We start from the raw sequence: 18,759 nt of genomic DNA, 5'->3' as shown, positions 1-18,759 counted from the left end.
AAAAAGTAACTACTTGTGAACGTCTCAAGTATTAAAATCAAGATGCCAGTCAGTTCAAACTGACTGGCATCTTAGGTGATTTAGCACTTTGTTTACCCCTTTAACAAAACCGGTCGCGGCCCAACTCTTTCGCCTTATATAAATTTTTATCAGCTAGCTCAATCAATTGCCAAGGTTTGTCGCTATCAAACTCCATAGTGTGAGGAGCACAAGTGCTTACTCCGATACTGATAGTAACCGGACTACCATCTTGCTGTGCATTTTGAATAGCCAACTGTCTTACACGCTGTACTAAGCGTTGAGCCAACTTGGCGGCCCCCTCACTATCAGTAAACGGCAAGATCATAATAAATTCCTCACCACCAAAACGAGCTGCAAAATCAGATCCCCTGCGCCGAGTTCTATGTACCATCTCAGCAATGGATTTCAGACATTCATCACCGCGCAAATGCCCATAGGTATCATTAAAATCTTTAAAATAATCCACATCGATCATTAGCGCTGAAATAAAATGCTGACCTCGCCTTGCATTAAACCATTCTCTGGTGAGTACTGTTTCTAGTTGTGTTCGGTTGTTAAGACCGGTCAAACCATCAGTACAGGACGCCACCTCTAATTGCTTAATACGCTCAGCGGTAGCCATATGATTTTGAATTTTAGCGCAAAGGATCACAGGCTTAACTGGCATAATCACACAATCAATCGCACCGGCCTGAATGACGGCAAATTCTTCTGCCCTTGTGTGCTCAGCCAACACCGAAATTACAGGGATCTCTCCACAAAATTGATTGGTTTTGAGTTGATTAACACATTCCACACCTGTCATGCCTAAAGTTTGTGGGTAAAGCACAATCAATGAAAAGTCATGTTGATAAATACAGGGTAGTAGCTCATCTATGCTGCCCACTACCACTATCTCGTAATTCTCACCCAACAAGCGCCTTATTGCTTGAGCCTCAGCGGGGCTAGCCAGCAGTAGCATCTGCAATCGGCTGGCGCAGGTATCTTCCGGAAAAAACTCCGGGATTGATTCCTGAATATTACAATCTAGTGATGACATCATTCATTCCTTGTAACTGATATTTATCTTAACCATCGCCCGAGGGTAAAATTAAGGCTTAAGTACAGTGTATTTTTCAGTTTGCGAGTTTTCAAAACGCGCAAACCAGTTAAAATGTGTAACTGTTTTATTAGAATATTGTTTATTAGCTACAATAATCTTTTCAGAGGCAGTAGTTTTATTGGCTTCAGTCATACAAATTCCATATTTAAGTAATTGTTTGTACTGAAGCCATATGCCATTTCAATGCCAAAAATCAATCTATTGATTTTTAACGTTATTTTTTATTTAGATTAAAAATTCTGTCTACCTTCAGCAACTATTACAGACCTAAATGCAATAATTACGCTCGGCTTAAAACCACTTAACCCTAGGATATAACTTGCCCAAAAGGTAAGTAAAATTACCATAAAGCGACAATTTAGATCAGTAGTAAAATATATAATTAAGTATCAGTTATTGCGGGTATAAATTTAGCTAAGAATAAAATATTACTTAATCTACTGAGTTTACTACCATTTTATTGACCTCATTCACTGAATAGCCCAGTATGCAGGCACTATAAAAAACAATAGCAATGGGTAAATTGCAGTTAATTCACAGGAACTTATATGGACGCATATTCAATTATCCCCCCTATAGTCGCCATCGTGGTGGTTTTCTGGAAAAAAGAAGTCATCTTGGCTTTATTTATGGCCATTATCAGCGCGGAGCTGATTACCCTAATTGGACTGCCAGAGCAGTCTTTGTGGATGACGCCAATTAATTCTATTGAACAGATTGTTTCGATAGTCAGTGATCCTGGCAACGCCAGAGTATTACTGTTTAGTTTATTAGTGGGCGCCTTACTGGCCTTTATCCGTGATTCCGGTGGTGTTGCCGCTACCGTCAATTTACTCATCAGCAAAGGTATCGCTAAAAGTAAAAGACAGGTTGGCTCACTGACCATGTTTACCGGTATTGCGGTCTTTATCGAATCGAATTTAAGTGTCTTAACGGCAGGTATACTAGCGCGCGGTTTATTTGATAAATACAAAATGAGTAGAGCACGACTGGCTTATATTATTGACAGTACCAGCGCACCGGTTTGTATTCTGATCCTATTAAACGGCTGGGGTGCATTAGTTATTGGTCTTTTAAGCAATTATGACTTGGGCGACGACACACCGGTAAGCATTTTAGTTGGCACCATCCCCTTAAACTTTTATGCCCTTATCACATTGGCTGTGGTTGCCTACACCATCGCCAAAGACAAAGTACACGGGCCAATGCGTGAAGCAGAAAAAAACTGCGCAACCACTAATCAAGAGCTTGAGAGTGCGGCCCCCACTAAAGCGCGTTTTATGTTACTACCTTTGGCCGTCATGATTTTTGGCATGATTGCTTTTATGTTATGGACAGGTAATGGCAGTTTAATTCAAGGTAGTGGCACTAAATCCGTGTTGTATTCCACCTTTTTGGCCTGTGTGGTGGCGTACTTATTGTTAATTTGGCACAAACGCTTTACTCATCAAGAAGTGGTGCACTTAGGTTTTAAAGGAATTGGTGAATTATTACCTGTCGTGACTATTGTTTTGTTATCACTCACCTTAGGAGCCAGCTTAAAAACCCTAGGTACTGGGGTATTTGTGGCTGGGCTAGTTGGTGATTACTTACCATTAATATTGGTGGCGCCTATGCTGTTTATCGCAGGCGGGATCATGTCGTTTACGACCGGTACCTCGTGGGGTACGTTTGCCATATTAGTGCCCATCGGCGTACCTTTGATCCAATCCTTAGGTTTACCGCCGTCATTAGTTATCGCGGCGATATTAGGTGGTGGGGTATTTGGTGATCATTGCTCACCTATTTCTGATACCACGGCTATTTCATCAATAGCAGCGGGCTGTGATTTATTAACCCACGTTAAAACCCAAATGCCTTATGCTTTATTTGCTGGGGGATTAAGTATCATTGCTTACACTGTCGCTAGCGTAATCATGATTGCTTAAGACAGTTTTTATACTCTGCGTGCTTAGCCTGTTAGCAGGTTAAGCACTATTGAGCTCACTTAATTATGCTTACTTGATGTAGCGGCGTTTTACCCGAGGGGAAATACGAGTTAGTAGCTCATAAGAAATGCTCGACGCATTTAATGCCACCTCTTCAACTAAGATGTTTTCGCCCCACAACTCAACACTGTCGCCGATCTGCACCTGGGGTAAATCTGTGACATCAAGAGTAATCATATCCATAGATACCCGACCCACTAAAGAAATTCGCTGGCCATGTATCCAAGCAGGCGTACCTGTTTTTGCATGACGTGGATAACCATCTGCATAACCTATGGCTAGGGTAGCAATGGTTGTCGGCCGTGTTGCCGTCCAGCTCTGCGCATAACCTACAGATTCACCCACTCCAATGTTACGCAGTCCAATAATGGGGGCATGTAAACTCATTACAGGCAACAAACCTGCCTTAGCATCCGCTGGCTGAGCGCAACCATACAGAGCAATCCCTAATCGATTCCACTTAGCGTGGGTATCAGGCCAGTTCGCAATACCTGCCGAGTTTGCCATGCTCAAAGGCAAATTGTAGGCCTTGGCAAGATCACGTAATATTCCCATTTGCTTAAGGTTTAGCGAATTTTGTAGCTCGTCGGCACAAGCTAGATGACTGCACAGCACAGTATCAGGCTGAATTAAGTCTTGATTAGCCTTGAGTACTACATCTGCATCTTGCAAGCTAATGCCCAAACGATGCATGCCACTATCAACTTTAATCCAAAAAACAGGGCGTTGATTTTTTTCTAGTGCCCGCAACCAACTGAAATGCTCAACACTATGCAACATTACCCAAAAGTTATGCTGTTTGGCACAAGCCATTTCATCTTCGCTCATGACTCCTTCAAGCAATAAAATGGCTTGAGTTATACCTTGCTCACGCAATGCCAAGGCTTCATCGATAAAGGCCACAGCAAAAACCTTGGCTTGTGATGCTAATGCTTGGGCAACTTGTTGAGCGCCATGTCCATAGGCATCTGCCTTAATCACGGCTATAGTATTACTGCCTAAAGCACATTGAGACATAACACTAAAATTATGTTGTAGCGCCTTTAGATTGATTGTTGCGAATGTTTGTCTGCCCAGCACAGCCTGTTTACCTACTAAAAATATTTAATGAACGAGAATAAACTATTAAATGGTTGACTGTTAATAGCAATACATCTGAAAGTCACTGCGAAAGGACAAAAAACCACATTATTTGCTGATCATCAGTCAATTATTATTTCTTTGTATACAACAATTAATGAATAATATATTCTAAATTTAATCAAAATAGACTTTGGGTAGGTAAACATGCTCGAGCAATATACAAGCTTAGACTGGCTGGTTTTTGCGGCTTATGGCTTATTATTGCTAGGTTCGGGCTGGTTTTTTAATCGTAGCTCAGCCAACAGCAAAGATTATTTTCTCGGTGGTAACAGTATGCCTGTGTGGGTGGTGGCCATTTCCGTATTAGCCACCTCACAATCTGCAGCCACTTTTTTAGGTGGCCCTGATCAGGGTTATCGTGGCGATTTTTCCTATCTTACGTCCAATATTGGCGCCCTCATCGCTGCTTTTTTTGTGTCTTATTTTTTAATACCACGCTTTTACCAACAACAAGTGTTTACCGTTTACGAATTACTGGAAAAACGTTTTGGCGCGGCGGCTAAACGATATGCAGGCACCATGTATTTATTTGGTCGTATTTTTGCCAGTGGTGCGCGTTTATACATGGCGGCCATCGCCATTTCCATGATCCTCTTTGGTGATATCGCGAGTTCACACGTCATTATAGCGATCTTACTGATAGCTACCTGTGGTTTGTTGTATACGGTTTACGGTGGAATTCGTTCAGTTATCTACAGTGATGTGCTGCAATGTAGTATTTATGTTGGAGCTGCGATCACCGTCGTCTATTTTTTGTTTGCCGCAATACCCGCCGATTTAAGCACTATTTATCATGCCTTGGCTGAGCCAGGTGAAGGGCAAAATTCTAAACTGAGGTTTTTCAATTTTGCGCTGGATTTCTCTTCAGCCGGCGTTTTTAACTTCTGGTCGGTACTCACAGGTTTTGTATTACTTAACATTGCCGCTTTCGGTTTGGATCAGGATATGACTCAACGAGTATTAACCTGTAAAAATGCCCGCGAAGGCAGCAAAGCCATGATCTATTCTGTGCTAATGGTGATACCCGTTATGCTGGTATTTATCAGCATAGGTTTGCTGCTGTATATCTATTACGACCGCCCCGACATTATGCACAGTGGCGGCAATAAAATTGTACCGAGTTTTCAAGGTGAGTCGGTGACCATTTTTATGTATTACGTATTAAATGAGATCCCAGCAGGAGTCAAAGCTCTAGTCACTGTTGGTATAGTGGCAGCGGCTTTATCTACCTTAAATTCTGGCCTTAATTCGATGTCTTCGGTGATAGTACAAGATTTGTATCGCCCTTGGCGTCAACGCGTTAACAAAGATATTGATGATAAACACTTTGTAAAAGCGGGGCAGTTTGGCATGTTGATAGTCGCTCTAGCCCTGTCGGCCATGGCCTGTTTATGTTATTTCTGGCAACAACATTCTGATATGCCTTTGCTGCAATTTGCCTTAAGTGTCATGGTGTTTTCATATAGCGGTTTATTAGGTGTGTATTTTACCGTGCTGTTTACTCAACGTGGCAATCAACATAGTGTATTGGCCGCCTTACTTGGCGGTTTTATCCTAACACTGATGTTTCAGCCTTATGTCATGGCTTTGTTTCTACCCCAAGCGTGGGTATTTGACCTCGGCTTTACCTGGCAACTATGTGTAGGCACAATCGTGGCATTTTTAATTTGTAGTAGCGGTAAGAGTCATGCACAGAATACACTCTCAGCCACTGAGACTTGACGCCAAAACGATCAATGTAACGACTAAGTAGGTTCTATCTGGGAATTAAAATACACTACCCACATTGAACAAATAAAATTCCAGCTAAAGTGAAAAAATAATGAATCGAAATCCACTTTTGAACGAACTCCACTCGATATTATCTGAAACCCGTAATAACGATACTTTAGATATAGATTTGTTAACCACCGAACAGATCCTTCAAAAAATTAACGATGAAGATCAAAAAGTTGCCTTGGCTATCAAACCGGCCTTACCCAGTATTGGCAAGGCAGTGGATTTTATTGTTGAAGCCTTTCAGCAACAAGGGCGACTTATTTATTTGGGCGCCGGTACCAGTGGCCGTTTAGGTATACTCGATGCAGTTGAATGCATGCCAACCTTCAGCGTTAACGAAAACATGGTGATAGGAATTATTGCTGGCGGAGAAAAAGCGATTAAACGTGCGGTTGAGGGTGCTGAAGATAATCAAAGCGCTTCCATTGCCGACTTAAAAGCCATTAACTTCAATGCCAAAGATGTCTTAGTAGGTATCGCTGCCAGTGGCCGTACCCCCTATGTTATTTCTGCACTTAAGTATGCCCGTGAAATTGGCGCTAAAAGTGTATCAGTTAGTTGCAACCCTAATTCAGCGATTGGTAAAGAGGCCGATGTTGAAATTTGCGCAGCGGTAGGCCCAGAAATACTTACCGGCTCAACCCGCATGAAATCGGGTACCGCACAAAAACTCATTCTTAATATGTTAAGCACTGCCAGCATGATCCGCATTGGCAAAACCTATCAAAACTTGATGGTTGACGTAAACGCCAGTAACGAAAAACTCTATGCCAGAGCGGTACTGATAGTGATGCAAGCGACAGACTGCGACGAGGAAACAGCAACTCAAGCGATGCAACAGGCGGGTAATGAAGCCAAAGTCGCCATCATGATGATACTCACCGGTGTCAGCGCTGCAGATGCTGTGGCGTCGTTACAACAGCACCATGGCTTTTTACGTAAAGCCGTACAAGCTAAAATCGCATAGTTTATGACTCACTTATTCCACAAATTTTGCGTCGTTTTGTTGCTAGTCCTTGGATTATCTGCCTGTTCACAAAAGATTAGTGCCGCCAAAATACAAGTAGGGGCACAGCGCAGCGAGCTGTATTTACCTCTATTACAAAACAAAAGAGTGGGCTTGGTAGTTAACCAAACATCCCGCGTAGGTGAGCAACATCTGCTGGATTATTTGTTGGCTAACAACATTAAGGTCACTAGAGTTTTTGCCCCAGAACATGGTTTTCGTGGTGATCATGATGCTGGCGCCCATGTTAACAACGACGTCGACAGCCTTACGGGCATTGCTATTACGTCGATTTATGGCAAGAACAAAAAACCTGATCCAGAGCTGATGGCTGAACTGGATGTAATAATTTTTGATATTCAGGATGTAGGTGTACGCTTTTATACTTTCATCAGTTCCATGCACTATATGATGGAAGTCGCCGCCGAAACGGGTGTCGAGTTTATGGTGTTTGACAGACCCAACCCTAATGGCAAGTTTGTTGATGGCCCGATTTTAGATCCACAATTTCAGTCTTTTGTCGGCATGCACCCCATCCCCGTATTACACGGTATGACGGTCGCTGAGCTGGCCTTAATGATTAAAGGCGAAGGCTGGATAAATCAGGCTAATGACTTAAAACTAAGTACCATCAGTAATACCCATTACAGCCGAGATATGACCTATGAGCTACCCATAGCACCCAGCCCTAACTTACCTAACAGCCAATCAATCCAGTTATATCCATCCTTATGTTTTTTTGAAGCAACACCAGTGAGCATTGGCAGAGGCACCGACTTTCCGTTTCAGGTAATGGGGCATGACACTGTTGCACTTGGTAGTTTTGAATTTAGCCCAGAATCACGTCCTGGCGCATCCCTACACCCTAAGCTTGAAGGCAAGCTATCAATGGGTATCGATTTGCGTAACAGCGACATACAAGGCTTAGATTTAAGCTTGTTCATCAGCGCCTATCAACAATTTACCCAACAAGGTTTGCGTTTTTTCGAACGCGCAGATTTTATGGACAAACTGGCCGGTACCGACAAATTACGCCTCGCCATCGAACAAGGCCAAAGCCTTGAGCAAATCCAACAAAGTTGGCAAACAGGTTTGCAGGCATTTAAACAACAACGTTTGCCTTATTTACTCTATCCTGATTTTTGAGAAATCTAACAGCAGCATTGAGCAACGAGCTTCGAGTCGTGAGCTAACGATTTGCGGTCGCGAAGCGATGCTTTTAAAAGTAAGCACCGTGATAGCGCACTAAGACAAACGCCTAAACTCACCCACGACTGTATTGGTTTTTTCCAATATTTGCCTGCCTTGGCGCGACGACTGGGTAATGGCGATAAACAAGATATCGATGATAAATTCTTGTGCGGTTCTGGCCAAAATAGAAGATAAACGAGCGGATTCTTCATCAGCGATGGAGTACAACTTAACGTCTGCCATATCAGAGATAGGATTACTGCCGTAACGGGTAATGGAGATTATTTTGCAGTTATTACGTTTAGCTTGAGTGACTACATTAACTATCTCTTTAGTGGTGCCAGATTCGCTGATGGCAAAAACCAAATCATTGCTTGTTAACGTCGCAGCAAAGGCCAATTGGGCATGGGTATCTGGCTCTTCTATGGCTAACATACCTAACTTCTGTAGTTTATAAGAGAAGTCTTTGCCCACTAACGCAGAGCCACCCAAACCACAAATCAGTATGCGTTTCGCTGATTTCAGTAATTCGACGGCCGCCAAAAAGGCCTTTTCGTCATTAAGTTTTTGCGTTTCGCTTAATACCGAAATTTTGCTGCTTAATAATTTATCCGACATCTGACTGAAACTGTCGTTAATGGTAATTTTACCATGCAGGTTGTTATTAGTGGTCGCATGATTGAGGGCATCAATAATCCCCAATTTAAAAGCGGGATACCCCTTATAACCCAACTTTTGCGCGAACTTAACTACGCTGGACTGACTAACACCCACCACATTGGCTAATTCTTGGGAAGACAGCTCACGGATTACATTGGATGAATCAAGGGCAAATTTAGCTAACTTAAGTTCACTACTGGATAAAGAACCTTTTAAGGCCTTAATTTTGGTAAAAGTAGACATCGACACTCATAAAATATTTTATTTTTAAACTTGGAATAAGTGTAACCTAAGCCTCCGTTGTTAATAAATAGAAATCAGCTAGTTATCTTGGTTTTGCGTGTTTTTTTTTGATGTTAATGTCAAATTATAGCCGTAATATTTTATTCACCTATTTATTGAAAAATTATTATTCAAGTAACTTGATGTGATGGTCTCCTACACTTTCCAAAAAAGCCCACGGCGATACATAACGTACATCACCCCATAAGACATGATTAAAAATCCGATGGCAAAAGCCAGAGAACCATTAAACTCTCCAAAGGCAGGTTGAAAAACTTGCGTATACAACCAGCCTTTTAAACTGCTATCAGCCACAGGGATCATAATCAGCAAGCGCGCTACTACACCGGCAAACATAAAAAAGGCGATGCTATTGGCACCAAACACCACAAAAGGTGCGCTCCAATTTTTAATATTTTTGCAATCCAGTAGGTAAATCAAGGCAGCCAACATGACGCAGGCATAACCCGACGAAAGTAACACGTAACTTGAGGTCCACAAGGCTTTATTGATAGGAAAATATAGACCCCATAATTCGCCGAGTCCTACTGCTATAATACCAACGAGTAGTAGCCATTTGGCTTTAGCAAGGTTGTTAAAATTTGGCTTGCTTAACCATTGACCTACAAAAATACCCGACAATCCTGTCGCAATGGCGGGTAGGGTACTCAGCACCCCTTCAGGATCAAAGGCAAAGGGCTGGGCGGTTTTATAATACAAATGTTGAGGATTAAACAATTGGCTATCAAGCCAAGCACTCAGATTGTTGCCAAACTCCATTAGCCCCAAATAGGGTTTACCCAAAACATCGTGGTAAGGGATAAACCACAATGTCATCCAATAGCCTACTAACAAAACAACAAAGGACATTTGCAATAAACGATTAGATAAATATAACCACAACAGCACACAGGCAAAATACACCAAAGCCAAACGCTGTAGCACCCCCATAAAACGCATGGTCAATAAACGCTGTTCTATCCAGTTGTAACTGTCTGCAGTAAAGTTGTAATAAAACAAGGCTAGAAACCAGCCGAGCAAGATCAGCTTTACCATTCGCAGTGCCGCATGTTTTAGTATCGAGCCACGGCTCTTGCCTTGTTCAAGCTGTTTGGTGCCTGATAAGGTAATAGCGATACCAACAATAAAAATAAAAAACGGAAATATTAAGTCGGTTAAAGTCCAGCCATGCCAGTCTGCATGCTTCATCGGGGCATAAATATACTGCCAACTGCCAGGGTTATTAACTAAGATCATCGCGGTAATAGTGATACCGCGAAACACATCCAGTGCCAGCAGACGATTAATTGGCTGGTTGGCTAAAATCGACTGGCAATGTGATCTTAACAACCTAAACATTTTAGTTTTTCCAATCAACCGATACTGGCAAAGAACCACTGGCAGTTTTACGCCCAGTCAATATATCTGCCAGCGCGTTATAAATAGCTCCCTCATATTGGATAACCATACGTCCGTGATCATCCATGTGTTCGGTTTTATTTAAGTTGTAGGAAAAAGTGGCCAATACAGCATCGGCATATTGAGCAAACTGCGGCGTGTTATAGGGAGTGCGTAAGCTAACAAAAATAGTGGTTTTTTGCTGGGCTTTTGCGGCTTGCAGTAGCGCTAACTGCTGAGTGATCTGTTGCTCTTTGGGCGCACGTTGGCGCCAATTAACAATATCATCCATACCACCTAACTCGGCCAAACTTTGGTCGGGAGAGATGTCTGCGGCGATCACCACATCGGCCTGTTTAAGTGCGGTCATATTGGCTGACTTATCTGCGTGTGCCAAACTGAGACAATTGACATTGGCACCACTTAAACGATTTTTTAAGGCGAGGGTAAAAGCCATACATTTAGTGGTGTCGGGCATGCTTAATAGGATATTTTTAACTTTATTCGCTAATGGATAAGCGCCCTGATTTTTAATCTCAACAATGGCATGGTCTGCTAGTTCCTGCTCGACCATACGATGTTGTGGAGCAGCTAAGATATCTGAGGCTTTTACCACTGCTTGTTCCAAGGGCTGCATATAAAACTGCGCAATATTATATTGGTGCTTAAGATGGTTAATACGTTGAGCAGACCTTTCGAATTCTTGCCTGCTTAAACGACCAGAGCGCACAGCCTTGGCTACGTCATTGATCAGTGCTGTTACTTTGGCAATATTCGCTGGACTGCGAATGGCTATAGGCATCAGCGCGATATCTGAGCCAGCCGCAAAGGTTTGGATTACCGCTTCGGTTTCATCAAAATAATGCGCTATACCTGCCATATTCAAAGCATCGGTAGCTATCACTCCTTTAAAACCCATTTTATTACGTAGCAAGTCAGTCAGAATCGCTCGTGACATAGTCGCAGGCAAAATAACCTTGCTACCGTCTTTAGCGATAAATTCACTGTTATCCAGTTGTGGATACTGAATATGCGCCGTCATGATCATCGCTGGCGCATCATTATCAATGGCATATTGAAAAGGTAATAAGTCGGTATTTTCGATTTGACTCAAAGCATGATCAACCCGAGGTAAACCGGTGTGGCTATCGACACTGGTATCACCGTGACCAGGGAAATGTTTAAGCGTAGCCATCATACCTTGGCTTTGCATGGCAGCCATTTGCACCGTACCCAACTGCGCCACCATATTGGCATCTTCACCGTATGAGCGAACATTAATCACCGGGTTTAAAGGGTTAACGTTTACATCAACAGTAGGAGCAAAATTCACGTTGAAACCTAAAGCAAGTAGCTCTTTGGCAAAGATTTCGCCGCTTTGTTGCGCATACTTGGTACCATACTGTTTATAAGTTGCACCAATCGCCATATTACCGGCAAATGAAGTCGCTAAATTTTGCGGAATTCGAACTACTCGACCACCTTCTTGATCGATAGCGATAAATAGAGGGGAGTGGCCACCACGCTGTGCGGCTTGTTGCAGGGCATAATTGAGTTGCAACATCTGCTGAGTATTTTCAAGATTGTTGGCAAACAACACCACACCACCAATACCTGTATCAGTGAGCATCTGACTTAAGGCTGGTGGCAAAGCTGTCACTGGCGTAGTGCAGTTTTCATCTGCTTTGGCATCAGCACAATAATAACGAATATCCAGCATCAGTTTTTGAGCAATTAAGCGGTTTAGATGCGGATCTGCTGTAGGTTTCATCGCACATGAGACGGTTGTTAATAATGCCAATATCAGAAACACTTTATTTATTAAAAACACTATCTTCCCCAAAATCATCGTTTCAAATCTTTACTAATTTATTTTTCATCCACCTTAATAAATCTCCACTTTACAGGTTTACTGTGTGTAGCGGCGGATATTTATTAAGTCCTCTTTGGCGCAAGGGGTAACTCTGAGCTTTATATTTGGAGAATGCGCCATCAGGACTCGCAATCCAGATCATTGAAAGTTGCGCCTACTGAGAAGTTATCAACAATATTTTACCTATTGGGGTCAACGTAGAAATAAACGCTGATCAAGGTAGCCTAAGACTGCACGAGTCACCTGTTAGTTAAGCACTTATAAAGTATAAAAAAGCCCCGCAACGTACTCACATTACGGGGCCATATTTACAAACACTAATCCTTTAGAAGCTTAAAGATACGGTCGCCTGAACACGACGCGGATTTTCATGGCTACGGTATTCGCCCAGTGCCGAACTGTTATAGCGTGGCTCAGGGTTATAACCAGTTTGCTTATCAAATACGTTGAATATGTCCAAACGCAGTTTCAGAGCGTAATCTTCTGAAAAGTCAAAGTTCTGGGTATAGTTCAAATCCAATTGCATATGACTTGGCGTTTCGCGGCTACCACGGGTCTCCAGATACTGGGTACTCGCAAATTGATGCTCCCATTTGTGACCAGATTGCCAGTAAGCCAGATAACCCAACGATGCATTCCATGGAAGGTCGTAGGCACCGAAGCTCTTAAACTGCCAGGTGCGATCTGCGCGCAGATCGCCTGAAGTTAAGCTGCCCCACAATTGTCCGTAAGAGGAGTCTCCAATGTTCGAAGAACCAATGAATGTACCTTGGTCATTGTCGAAACGTGTGGCGTTATCCTGATCAAAGTTGCCGTAGTAGTGACTCCAAACCAATGACGTTGTTGAAAAGAACTTATCAGACTTGTAGTCAACTTCCAGACTCGCTTCCAGATACTTGGTGAAGGCGCCATCCAACTGAGCAATAACATAAGTACGCTCGCCAACCAAGTTGTTAAGTGGTATATACAGGTCTTTAGGATCTGGTGAGTCAAACGCACCTGCATTGGCTGCAGCAACCAGATCCGGATACAATTCTGCAAATCCGGCATAAGCACCCTTGTAGTACTCCGCATCATAAATGATTCGAGAGTCGTTGTTGGTATCTTCCCAGTAATTCCAGGTACGACGATAGCGAAGGTGGTTGCGAATTGTCCAAGAATTGTCCCAGGCCATTTGGTGACCAATCATAATCTCTTGCAAAGTTCTTGGCTTAAGACCATCTGCGAACAGCTTACCTGTAGAAGATATATTGGTTTCAGAATCAAGATAGTTGCCGTTTTCATCAAAATAAACCCAGGTGGTACTGCCATCAGTAGCACGATCCCAAGACGCCGCGCGAGCAAGGGAACTTACCGCAGGGTTATATCTTGCAAAACTTACAAACGCGGAGGCACTATCACTGTATTCCCATGTAGCCGTTAAACGAGGCTGGAATGTTTCACTGAAACCAACTTTTTTCATCACATAAGTCTCACCACGAGCTACTTCCCAACCAGAGCTAGTGTCGGCTTTGCGTAAGCCTTGACCAAAGATCTCGTCCTGGCTGATTAAGAAGCCAGCATCAAAGATCCAGTCCTCCCAGTATATAGTATCGTTAAATGCAAAAGTATTTGACTTAGATTTTGACACCAATGAGCCGGTCAGACCGCCTTCACTGAAGCCACGAGTTTGAACGGTTGCGCGATAAACCGTGCCGACAGGAGCTGTATCAGTACCCGGAGCGATAATACCACCGGCATCCTGGTCTATGCCTCCCCAATAGGAAATTGAGCCCCAACCATTAGAAACACGATCAAGTTCTTCTGAACCTTCTTCTACTTGAAAACCAAAATAGAGTTCATGGGTCGTGTTGTCAGTTTCAATCACGTGTTCCAGCGAAATTTCAAAGTTATTGCTTAAATAGGCGTTGTCGTTGATTGTCGAATAAGCACCTACAGCACCCAGCGCTTCACCGTTGATACCATGCGCTGCTATCAGTGGCGCAGCACCCGCATTGTAGGCGTCAATTAGTGCTTGTTCGTTAGCATCAGTTGCCGTTCTGGTTTCAAGAGACGGCACGACAAAGTAACCCTGTGAAGGCAAGTCTGCTATGTTCAAAGAGTCACCAGACTGACCGTTAAACCCTAAATTGTTGATCGGGAAAGAGCCCGCAGACTGTTTGGTATCGGCATATGAAACGTTTAAGGTCGTATTGTCATTAATGATCCACGATCCATCAATTATCAACACTTCAAAATCATTAACGCCATCGTATGCGGTAGACACCGAATTATTTTCGAAGATGCCTTGGTTAGTGGTCTTTACTTCTGAATTGCGATAGCTTGCGTTTACCAGAATGTCTTCAGTTGGCGTCCAAGTGAACTTACCGAAGTACTCTTCACGTTCGTTAGTAATACTTGGTACCGAGCCGCGCGCGTTTGTGCCACTTTCTTTTGAATCATCACGCGTATAGTACGAACCATAGAAATAAAGCTGTTCTTCGATAAGTGGGCCACCTGCACCTACAGTAATGTAGGCAATGTCATCTTCCGTACTCAGACCATCTTCGTCATCCGCTTGCCATGAACCTTTTTGCAGGCGATAGGATACATCCCCTTTAAATTCATCGGTACCTGATTTACTTTCAGTATTCAGAGTAACACCAGCATTTCGATTGAAACCAACGGCTCTGGCGCCACCGCGTTCAACAGAAACATGGGCAACGTCGTGAGTTGATGGTGATGATGCCAAAATTCCGAATAACGGAGTAGACAGGTTTGCACCATCAAATTTGTATCCGTTGTCCTGACCACTAGCACCGGCACTTGGTCCACGCACACTGTCTGAAGTAACCTGAACACCCGGCATTAAACGAATCAGCGAGCTATATTCAACGGCAGTTGGTAGGGCAGCCAGAGCATCGGCACTCAGAGAATTACCCAGAGCGGAATTTGTAGAGGTCGTCAAAGCCTGACCATACACAACCACTTTTTCAGTCTCTGCAGAACCGAGTTGAATGTTAAGCGGTGTCTTTTGATCAAGTTGCACTGCAATGCTGATGCTTCTCGTTTCACCACTGGGCGAAGTAAAAGTGACTTCATAATTACCTGGTGGCAATAATTGTAGTCGGTAGTTACCGTTGGATTTAGATGTCACCGTGCGGGCTTTAGGCAGTACATCACCCTTCACCTCGATAGATACACCGGAAAGTGGCGAGCCATCCGGCATAGTAATTTTACCTACAATTTCACCTACCTGGGCAGCATATGCATTCATTCCTGACAGAAGCGATGCAAACAGTAAAGAAGATCGTAAAGAATTTTTCATAATGTTCCCCTTTGTAAGCTATGAAACCTGAATGTTTTTCTGAGAGCCTGGTGCAGGCGCCTTTTTATAAAATTTGTGTGTTGAGTTGACATGTGTTCCACCTGTTATTTCTTTTTAATTATATTCTGAGCGGTTTACCTGCTTATTTCGTACCGCTACCTTTTGCTGACACTCTACATACCAAGGAGCTACTTCATTTAACAAACAATAACCCGACACGTCAAGAATAATATTTTCCAATATTTCCAATTAATAGTAATAAATTATACGTTCGCTTAAAAAGCTAGCTAAGCCGAGTGCAATTCCTTCTAGACATGCTTTAAGTTAGATGAATACTGGAAAATTTGTAAGTTTTAGCTAGAAATTAATCAACAAAACTTCTTACTATCACCTGCAAAATATGTGTAGAATAATTATTCATTAGCTTATTGTTTTTAATAATTATTTATTCTTTAGCCGGAAACTCTCATGCAATGGTGTACTAAACCTTTATCTGCGATAGCTGCACAAATGATGTTTAGTTCTAGATTACTTTTCATCTGTGGTGTTTCAGTACTGCTGATCAGCTGCGCCACTCTGCCTATTTCCTATATGCAGTCGAAAAACTATAGCCAACGTATTAAATTTTTGGTGATGCATTACACCGCCATTGATTATCAAAAATCAGTGAAGGCACTAGTAGAGGAAGGAGGTTTAAGCTCCCATTATTTAATCCCTGAGCGCCATGATCCTTCGTATACTGATGGCGATTTAAAAGTGATTCAGCTAGTAGCAGAATCAGGCCGTGCCTGGCATGCAGGCAATAGTCACTGGCAAGGACGTGAAGATCTCAATGATCAAAGCATTGGTATTGAAATAGTTAATGTGCCTGAGTGCATGCGAGACAATGCTGGCACCGCTACTCAGAAAAGAGAAAATGACGCAGGCAGGTTATGTATCTTTCCTGACTATGATCCCAAACAAATTGAATTACTCATCAAGTTATCCAAAGATATTCTAAAACGTAATCCGGATATCTCTCCAACTGCCATAGTAGGGCACTCAGATATTGCACCTACTCGCAAAAATGACCCCGGCCCGCGTTTTCCTTGGTATCAACTATACCAAGCCGGTATTGGCGCTTGGTACGACAACAACACTTTGCAAAAATACTGGCAAATGTTTAATGACAGGCCCGTCAGCGTTGGACTTATGCAGTCCGCCTTGCGCGTCTATGGTTATGGCATAACCGAAACCGCTGTTAATGATGGTGCCACTGTGGATACCCTCTCGGCCTTTCAAATGCACTTTATGCCTTGGTCGGTGAATGGTCAGCTAGACAGCAAAACAGCTGGCGCTCTATTTGCCTTAATTGAAAAATATATGCCTGAGCGCATAGGCTCTCTACTTGCACGCTACGAAGCCGAAAAGTTACCCCTAGCGGCACCAATCACCTTAGGTTTTTATCAGGTGAATGAAGTGTTCCCTAATATCGAACGCAGCACGCGCGAATGGGTTAACGATCGCACGGTGTTTAAAAGTTATGCCGGTGAAGGTGAGATAATTATCGATAACCTTAATGCCCTAAGTGCCGATGTTTATATAAACGGCGAAAAACTTAACATCGACTCGCCACTACAAGCCTATCAGCGTTATAGCTACAGTTTGGCACGACGCACTAAAAATGGTGAAAACACCTTAAAAGTTGACAATATACTGCCTGAGGGTAGCAGCATTAAAGTGATGATCCCCTACCCCAAACTGCAACAAGGGAGCGAGAAAAATAACACTAAGCTTGCGGCCAAATTTGCCAAAGTCGATGAGTTAATCAATAACGATGTCGCTAATGGTTTTCCTGGTGCAGTATTACTAGTACTCAAAGACGGTAAAGTCATCAAACGCAGCGCTTATGGTTACGCCCGTAAATATGCAGATGGTGGTCTACCTCTCGATACACCCGTAAAAATGCAGACAGACACACTATTTGATATTGCCTCTAATACCAAAATGTTTGCCACCAACTTTGCTTTAATGAAACTGGTATCAGAGGGCAAGATAGACGTAACCAAACCCATCAGCAATTATTTGCCCGAATATCAAGGTCAGGGGCGCGAAAGCCGTTTGGTGCGGGATTTGTTAACCCATACGGCGGGTTATTCACCACAGGTGCGATTTTTTACTAAAGATAATGAATTAGGGCCACGTTTTTTCTCACAAAATAAAAAACAAACCGAGCACTTATTGTTAACTCGGGTACCTTTTGTTGTTGGTCGTCAAACTAAGGCAGTGTATAGCGATACTGACTATATGTTGTTAGGTTTGTTGATTGAACGTGTCACCCATAACAGTCTTGACCATTACGTCGAACAAGAAATCTATCATCCACTTAACTTGCACAATACCTTATTTAATCCGCTGCGTAAGGGGTTTACGCCTACTCAGTTTGCTGCCACCGAAATATACGGTACTACGCGGGGTGGTACAGTAGATTTTGACAATGTACGTACTTACGTGTTGCAGGGTGAGGTCCATGACGAAAAAGCCTTTCATTCTTTAGATGGTATCGCAGGCCATGCTGGCTTGTTTTCCACTGTAGATGAACTAGCTGTATTAGCCCAAACCCTGTTAAATGGCGGTGGTTATGGCCAACATAAACTTTTTGAACGTGACGTGCTGGAAAAATTTGTTAAACCTGAAGAGGGCGACGGCAGCTTTGGCCTAGGGTGGCGCCGTGCCGATCACGGCCAACAAAAATGGCACTTTGGCCCTTATGCCAGCCCCTATGCTTATGGCCATACCGGCTGGACGGGGACAGTTACAGTGATTGATCCAGCTTATGACCTCGCGATAATCCTACTGACCAATGCCCGTCACAGTGAAATTGTTGAACAAGAAGAAGGCAAGGGGCCTGAATTTAGTGGCAAACTATTTGAAACCGGTAAATACGGCAGTGTCATCAGCCTTATTTATGAAGCCATATTAGACAATAAATAGGAGTAACAAAGTGCCTAATTTTTATTTGCGCTTAGT

The 18,759-nt window shown here is 43.0% G+C and carries 12 protein-coding genes; 5 read left to right on the top strand and 7 right to left on the bottom strand.

Annotated features, from left to right (window positions below; translation table 11 throughout):
• Positions 1 to 100: 100 nt before the first annotated feature.
• Both AX660_RS05720 and AX660_RS23165 read right to left on the bottom strand, forming a co-directional pair.
• Positions 101 to 1,063, bottom strand: a complete 963-nt coding sequence (locus AX660_RS05720) for a GGDEF domain-containing response regulator (protein ID WP_082768748.1) — start codon at positions 1,061 to 1,063, stop codon at positions 101 to 103.
• Between the two features lie 48 nt (positions 1,064 to 1,111).
• Complete coding sequence (locus tag AX660_RS23165) at positions 1,112 to 1,255, bottom strand: hypothetical protein (protein WP_157884306.1); 144 nt, start codon at positions 1,253 to 1,255, stop codon at positions 1,112 to 1,114.
• A gap of 416 nt (positions 1,256 to 1,671) precedes the next feature.
• On the opposite strand from AX660_RS23165, the gene AX660_RS05715 reads away from it, so the two are divergent.
• Positions 1,672 to 3,051 (top strand): Na+/H+ antiporter NhaC family protein, encoded by a 1,380-nt coding sequence (locus AX660_RS05715; RefSeq protein WP_068373778.1) that lies wholly within the window; start codon positions 1,672 to 1,674, stop codon positions 3,049 to 3,051.
• Between the two features lie 69 nt (positions 3,052 to 3,120).
• Here AX660_RS05715 and alr read toward each other — a convergent pair whose 3' ends face one another.
• Entirely contained in the window at positions 3,121 to 4,191 is a 1,071-nt protein-coding gene (gene alr / locus AX660_RS05710) for an alanine racemase (protein ID WP_082768747.1), read from the bottom strand.
• A gap of 207 nt (positions 4,192 to 4,398) precedes the next feature.
• Between alr and AX660_RS05705 the strand changes: the two genes are divergently transcribed.
• From AX660_RS05705 to AX660_RS05695, 3 genes are all read left to right on the top strand, one after another.
• The gene (locus AX660_RS05705; protein WP_068373775.1) at positions 4,399 to 5,976 is read left to right on the top strand and encodes a sodium:solute symporter; all 1,578 of its coding nucleotides are present in this window, start codon (positions 4,399 to 4,401) and stop codon (positions 5,974 to 5,976) included.
• 100 nt (positions 5,977 to 6,076) lie between these two features.
• On the top strand, positions 6,077 to 7,000 hold the full coding sequence (gene murQ, locus AX660_RS05700; protein WP_068373772.1) for an N-acetylmuramic acid 6-phosphate etherase: 924 nt from the start codon (positions 6,077 to 6,079) through the stop codon (positions 6,998 to 7,000).
• A gap of 3 nt (positions 7,001 to 7,003) precedes the next feature.
• A complete protein-coding gene (locus AX660_RS05695; protein WP_068373769.1) occupies positions 7,004 to 8,185 on the top strand; it encodes an exo-beta-N-acetylmuramidase NamZ family protein in 1,182 nt (393 codons plus the stop codon).
• A 99-nt stretch (positions 8,186 to 8,284) separates the two neighbouring features.
• Here the strand turns inward: AX660_RS05695 and AX660_RS05690 are convergent, their stop codons facing one another.
• The 4 genes from AX660_RS05690 to AX660_RS05675 all read right to left on the bottom strand — a co-directional run bounded on the left by AX660_RS05690 (position 8,285) and on the right by AX660_RS05675 (position 15,750).
• A complete protein-coding gene (locus AX660_RS05690; protein WP_068373766.1) occupies positions 8,285 to 9,133 on the bottom strand; it encodes a MurR/RpiR family transcriptional regulator in 849 nt (282 codons plus the stop codon).
• 195 nt (positions 9,134 to 9,328) lie between these two features.
• Complete coding sequence (locus AX660_RS05685) at positions 9,329 to 10,531, bottom strand: acyltransferase family protein (RefSeq protein WP_068373764.1); 1,203 nt, start codon at positions 10,529 to 10,531, stop codon at positions 9,329 to 9,331.
• A 1-nt stretch (position 10,532) separates the two neighbouring features.
• The gene (locus AX660_RS05680) at positions 10,533 to 12,419 is read right to left on the bottom strand and encodes a glycoside hydrolase family 3 N-terminal domain-containing protein (RefSeq protein WP_068373761.1); all 1,887 of its coding nucleotides are present in this window, start codon (positions 12,417 to 12,419) and stop codon (positions 10,533 to 10,535) included.
• 349 nt (positions 12,420 to 12,768) lie between these two features.
• Entirely contained in the window at positions 12,769 to 15,750 is a 2,982-nt protein-coding gene (locus AX660_RS05675) for a TonB-dependent receptor (protein WP_068373758.1), read from the bottom strand.
• A 468-nt stretch (positions 15,751 to 16,218) separates the two neighbouring features.
• Between AX660_RS05675 and pbp4b the strand changes: the two genes are divergently transcribed.
• A complete protein-coding gene (pbp4b, locus tag AX660_RS05670) occupies positions 16,219 to 18,723 on the top strand; it encodes a penicillin binding protein PBP4B (protein ID WP_068373755.1) in 2,505 nt (834 codons plus the stop codon).
• The last annotated feature ends 36 nt before the right edge of the window (positions 18,724 to 18,759 follow it).

Source organism: Paraglaciecola hydrolytica (assembly GCF_001565895.1).
GTDB lineage: Bacteria > Pseudomonadota > Gammaproteobacteria > Enterobacterales > Alteromonadaceae > Paraglaciecola > Paraglaciecola hydrolytica.
Note: the sequence above shows the minus strand (reverse complement) of the source record. Positions and strands in the feature narration are given on the sequence as shown.